Source organism: Johannesbaptistia floridana, assembly GCF_057440575.1.
The window spans coordinates 1-4,403 of record NZ_JALKVM010000021.1 but is presented as its reverse complement, the minus strand read 5'-3'; the positions used below and the strand labels follow the sequence as shown (position 1 = coordinate 4,403).

Below are 4,403 nucleotides of genomic sequence, written 5' to 3'. Positions count from 1 at the left end.
GCAAGCCTTGCCAAACAAGGGCGCAAGCCTTGCCAAACAAGGGCGCAAGCCTTGCGCCCCTACTACTCAGGAAAAATTCATTTTAAGGAATAAATATTGCTCTCAATCTAGTTTTTTAGGATATACTCAAGAGTGAGTAGCAAATTTATTTACTTTTAATTAAATCAACTTAAATTTATATACAAATATAACTAATGTATAAATTATCTATTCTGCTAACTATACTAACATCTTTAATCAGTATCAAAGGATTAGCTGAAGAAAGAACATTTTCTACCCAAGCACAAGATTTACTACTAACCGAAGAACAAATATTAGAAAATGAAGAAGTAACTGAAACTGAGTCAGGGGATGCCTTTTTCATTAGCGATCCTACACAATTTGTCTTTCCTGTAGTTGGTGATACGTCTAAAGGGTTCTTTTTTGGTTTTGGCAGATTATTTCCGAGAATAAGTGCTTTACAAGGGGCAACTCGTCAAAGGGTTGTTTTGAAAAATTCTCAGATTTCCCTAAGTTTTCCGATTGTTGCTTATCTTGGACAGAGAATAAATGATAATCATCTAATTGGCGCTGAATTAGTAGGAGACTTAGGAGGTGAAGGCTTAGGTTTCGATGTAGGTTACACGTATCTTCTTGATAAATCTAATGGGGCTTTTTCTACTAATATATTTAACAGTAGAGGAATTAATCCAGCTTTTTTAAGAGGAGAAAATCCTACTTATTTACCTAATGGCGATGATCCATGGGAACATAGAACAGGTTTTGGGGTAGAATACTTGCAGTTAATTACACCGAAATTAGCCAGTGCTTTTGGGGTAAATTACCAAAAAATATCGATGAGGGATAGTATTTTTAGTTCTTCGTTACAACCTGTGGACGAATTTGGTAATCAATTAACAGTTAGTGGTGATGGACAAGATGATTTACTAAGTATTAACTTAGTATTATTCTTTTCTAATTTAAATGATTTAAAAATACCCACAAAAGGAACTCAAATCAAGTTCGGCATAGACCAATCTATTCCTGTTGGTAAAGCGAATATTCTTTTTAGTCGTTTTAATACTCAATTCACTCAGTATATCCCTCTAAAATTACTAGATCGTCAGGAGAGATTGGATACTTTGATTTTAGATTTACAATTGGGTACAACGATTGGTGACGTAGCACCTTATCAAGCTTATAACACTGGTGGTCCCTATTCAGTCAGAGGCTATCAGCAAGGTGAAATTAGTACTAGCAGTAGTTTTATGCAGTTAACTGCTGAGTATCGAATCCCTGTTGTTGTTTTTCAAGCTTTTAAGCAAGATTTTGATTTAAGAGCTAGTGCCTACTTTGATTATGCTACTGATTTTGGTACTGCTAGTCAAGTAATTGGTGACCCCGCAGTAGTTAGGGATAAACCTGGACAAGGTTTTGGTTATGGTTTGGGTTTGAACTTGCATACTTCCTTTGGTTTATTTCGTTTAGAAACCGCTTTAAATGATATGGGTGATTTTCAGTTTATTTTTATACCTGGAGACAAGTATTAAACCTAGTAGTATTAGAAATATAAGCTTATTTGTTAAATTTCTTGTTTTGGAATTTTTTGTAATTATTCTCTTCCTGTACAATTTAATATATAGATTATTATTCAAAGCAATTTTTTATGGCTAAGTTCAGTCGTCGTCAGATTTTATGGGGTGGATTTATTACAGGTACGGGTATATCAATTGGTACTTCTTATTTTAATCCTGAACTAGAAGACATCCAAAATAGTCAGGATAATGGACTTTTGTATAGTGGTGATACTTCTCTTGAACAAGTTCGTGAACTTCAAAAAAAGTTTGAGTTAAAATCACCCGTGATTCCTTACAACCGTTCTATGTCAAAAATTTTGGCGCGTTGTTGTCGCTTAGCAACAGAACAATATCTGCGGGGAATTGTAGACCCTAACTATGATGGTTCAATTACATCCCTTCCTAGTTACTTTTCAGAACTTGAAGAATATGAACAAGTTACTAGTTTTAATTTTTTGAAGCAGCGTTCTTCTATAATTAAAACATTATTAGAAAGAGTTACTCAAAAAAATTCTGTTCCTAAGACTAATTTCATTTATTGTGGTTTTATACTTAAATCACCTGATAAAAATATTGTGATATTTAGAGGTACTCAAGAGCTTAAGGAATGGGTGGCAAATGTACTAACGAAACAAACATATTATATACCTACTCAGTTAGAAGCGGGTAAAGTTCATTATGGTTTTAACTATCTTTACCGTAAATATTTACAGAAAGTTGTGCGGAGTGGAGTTCAACAACTAGACTTAAATATTCCTTGTTATATAGCAGGTCACAGTTTAGGTGGAGCGATTTGTATATTAGCAAGTCTTGATTTAGTATTACACTTTAATCAATTGCGAGAACATACGTTCGTTTATACCTATGGTTCGCCCCGAGTAGCCGATCCCCAATTTGCCAAGTTTTATAGCGAATTAATTCCTAATACTTATCGTATTTTTAATCAAGCAGACTCTACCTGGTTGCTACCTCCAATAGAAATTAATAATAATTTTTATTTACATTTAGGAGAAGATATATCTTTTTTCTATCAGACTCAAGATTTAAGTCTCAATCACCAGTTAACAGTTTATATAGAAGCTATTGACCGAGAGGTAGAAACAAGAGGTATTATATCTGAACCTGTTTCTGTACCTTTTAACTTACCTTAAATTTTTATCGACAAAACATGGAATTTGATATAAAAGAGATCATAGCTAGTTTAAGATTGTTAGTTTATATTGCCAAAACTGATGGAAAATTGGATCAAGCAGAAGAAAAAATCTTATCAGAAGCTTGGCAAAAAGTTAAAGAAGTTTCTCATCTACCTGAACAGTTAACCTTTGAACAAATTTTAAATGAAAATATTAATATCGAGAAAATTTTACCTCAAATAGTTACACCTAAAATTCAGAACTATGTTTATGATCTAGCTTATCAATTAGCAGAAATTGATGAAATTGATGAGGAGCAAGCAAAAATATTGTCCCAAATGGCTCAAAAATTTCAAATTGTTTCTAATAATTCTTCTCTAGATGAATCACAGTATTTAGAAGAATTAGTTATGCAATCTCCTGATTATTTTTTTGAGGTCATTGGAGAACAGTTAATATCAACTAACAAGATTAGAGGTTTAATTTTTGACTATGCCTTGGGCATTTCTATTTTAGGATTTGGTTTTATTCCTAATACAATGGAAATTAGAATCACCATCGCCTGTATTTTTATTTTAAAAATGATTCGAGATATAGGACATAGATGGAGTTATCCTAAAGGACAAGATTTTATTACTATAATTACTAGTATTTTTAGTACTTTTGCCGCTGTGATAATTTCTCTACTAACTTGGCTAATTATTTTCTTAGTCGGCTTATACTTACCTGTAGTCAACAAATTTGCCCTACCTATTTTTTTATTTACTTTAACTTGGACTTTAGGTCATATTACGCATCAATACTATCTCAATGGTCGTCAATCAACTACAAATTCATTGAAACAGGCTTTTTTAAAAGCACAAAAAGAAGGGAAATTTATTAGAAGAAAAAATTAACTTCTACTATCCAAACTCCTCATAAGCTCAGATCTTGCATCTTTACCCAAAGTTACTGGTTGTGGTTGAGTAATGAGTAATGAGTAATGAGTAACGAGTAAGAAGTTTTGAAGTAATTATTTGAGTAATGAGTACTGAAACAATGTATTGTCATAAATTAAACGGACTTGATATTATCAGGAAATCCTGACATAATGTGGTGCGTTACGGGCTTCGCCCTAACACACCATAATGAGTAATGAGTTTTGAAGTCTTTACGTCTTTAAGTAATGAGTTAAAGAATTAATGCGATCGCGCTTAAAAATTGATTCTCCCTTGTCGGCCAATTTCTGTACTTTTGTTTTGGTGCTTTGATATGAGCCAAGGAAAGAGGAAAGGCACAATTAACTCATTACTTATTTATATGGATATATAACTGACGCAAATAAAACAAGAATTTGGCGATCGCATTTGAAATTGAAAGGTAGAGTAACCTCAACTCAGACCCTTGCATCTTTATCACTCATTTACTTGTGGATGAATCTTGAAGTTTTGAAGTATTGAAGTAATGAGTTAAAGAATTGATTCTAACCCCTTAAAAGGAGGCAGGAGGCAGGAGGTCGGCATAGATGGGGATTTTAAAAATTGATTCTCGCCTGTTGGCCTATTTAGTACTTTTGCACTTGCGTGCTTTGGCTAAGTCAGCAAGGCAGATATTATAACTGAAACAATGTATTGTCATAAATTAAACGAACTTAATATTATCAGGAAATCCTGACATAATGTGGTGCGTTACGGGCTTCGCCCTAACACACTCTACAATTACAACTACTTTTATA

3 protein-coding genes are annotated in these 4,403 nt (G+C 33.1%); all 3 read left to right on the top strand.

All coding sequences use genetic code 11. From position 1 onward, the window contains the following. Positions 1-194: 194 nt before the first annotated feature. The 3 genes from MW688_RS01420 (at position 195) to MW688_RS01410 (ending at position 3,585) form a co-directional block, all read left to right on the top strand. Positions 195-1,529 (top strand): BamA/TamA family outer membrane protein, encoded by a 1,335-nt coding sequence (locus tag MW688_RS01420; protein ID WP_486734123.1) that lies wholly within the window; start codon positions 195-197, stop codon positions 1,527-1,529. Between the two features lie 116 nt (positions 1,530-1,645). Continuing rightward, positions 1,646-2,707, top strand: a complete 1,062-nt coding sequence (locus MW688_RS01415; RefSeq protein ID WP_486734122.1) for a lipase family protein — start codon at positions 1,646-1,648, stop codon at positions 2,705-2,707. Positions 2,708-2,724: 17 nt separating this feature from the next. Continuing rightward, entirely contained in the window at positions 2,725-3,585 is an 861-nt protein-coding gene (locus tag MW688_RS01410) for a tellurite resistance TerB family protein (protein ID WP_486734121.1), read from the top strand. The last annotated feature ends 818 nt before the right edge of the window (positions 3,586-4,403 follow it).

Coding starts and splice junctions, on each gene's coding strand:
- MW688_RS01420 (WP_486734123.1), top strand. CDS start 195: ATGTATAAATTATCTATTCTGCTAACTATACTAACATCTTTAATCAGT.
- MW688_RS01415 (WP_486734122.1), top strand. CDS start 1,646: ATGGCTAAGTTCAGTCGTCGTCAGATTTTATGGGGTGGATTTATTACA.
- MW688_RS01410 (WP_486734121.1), top strand. CDS start 2,725: ATGGAATTTGATATAAAAGAGATCATAGCTAGTTTAAGATTGTTAGTT.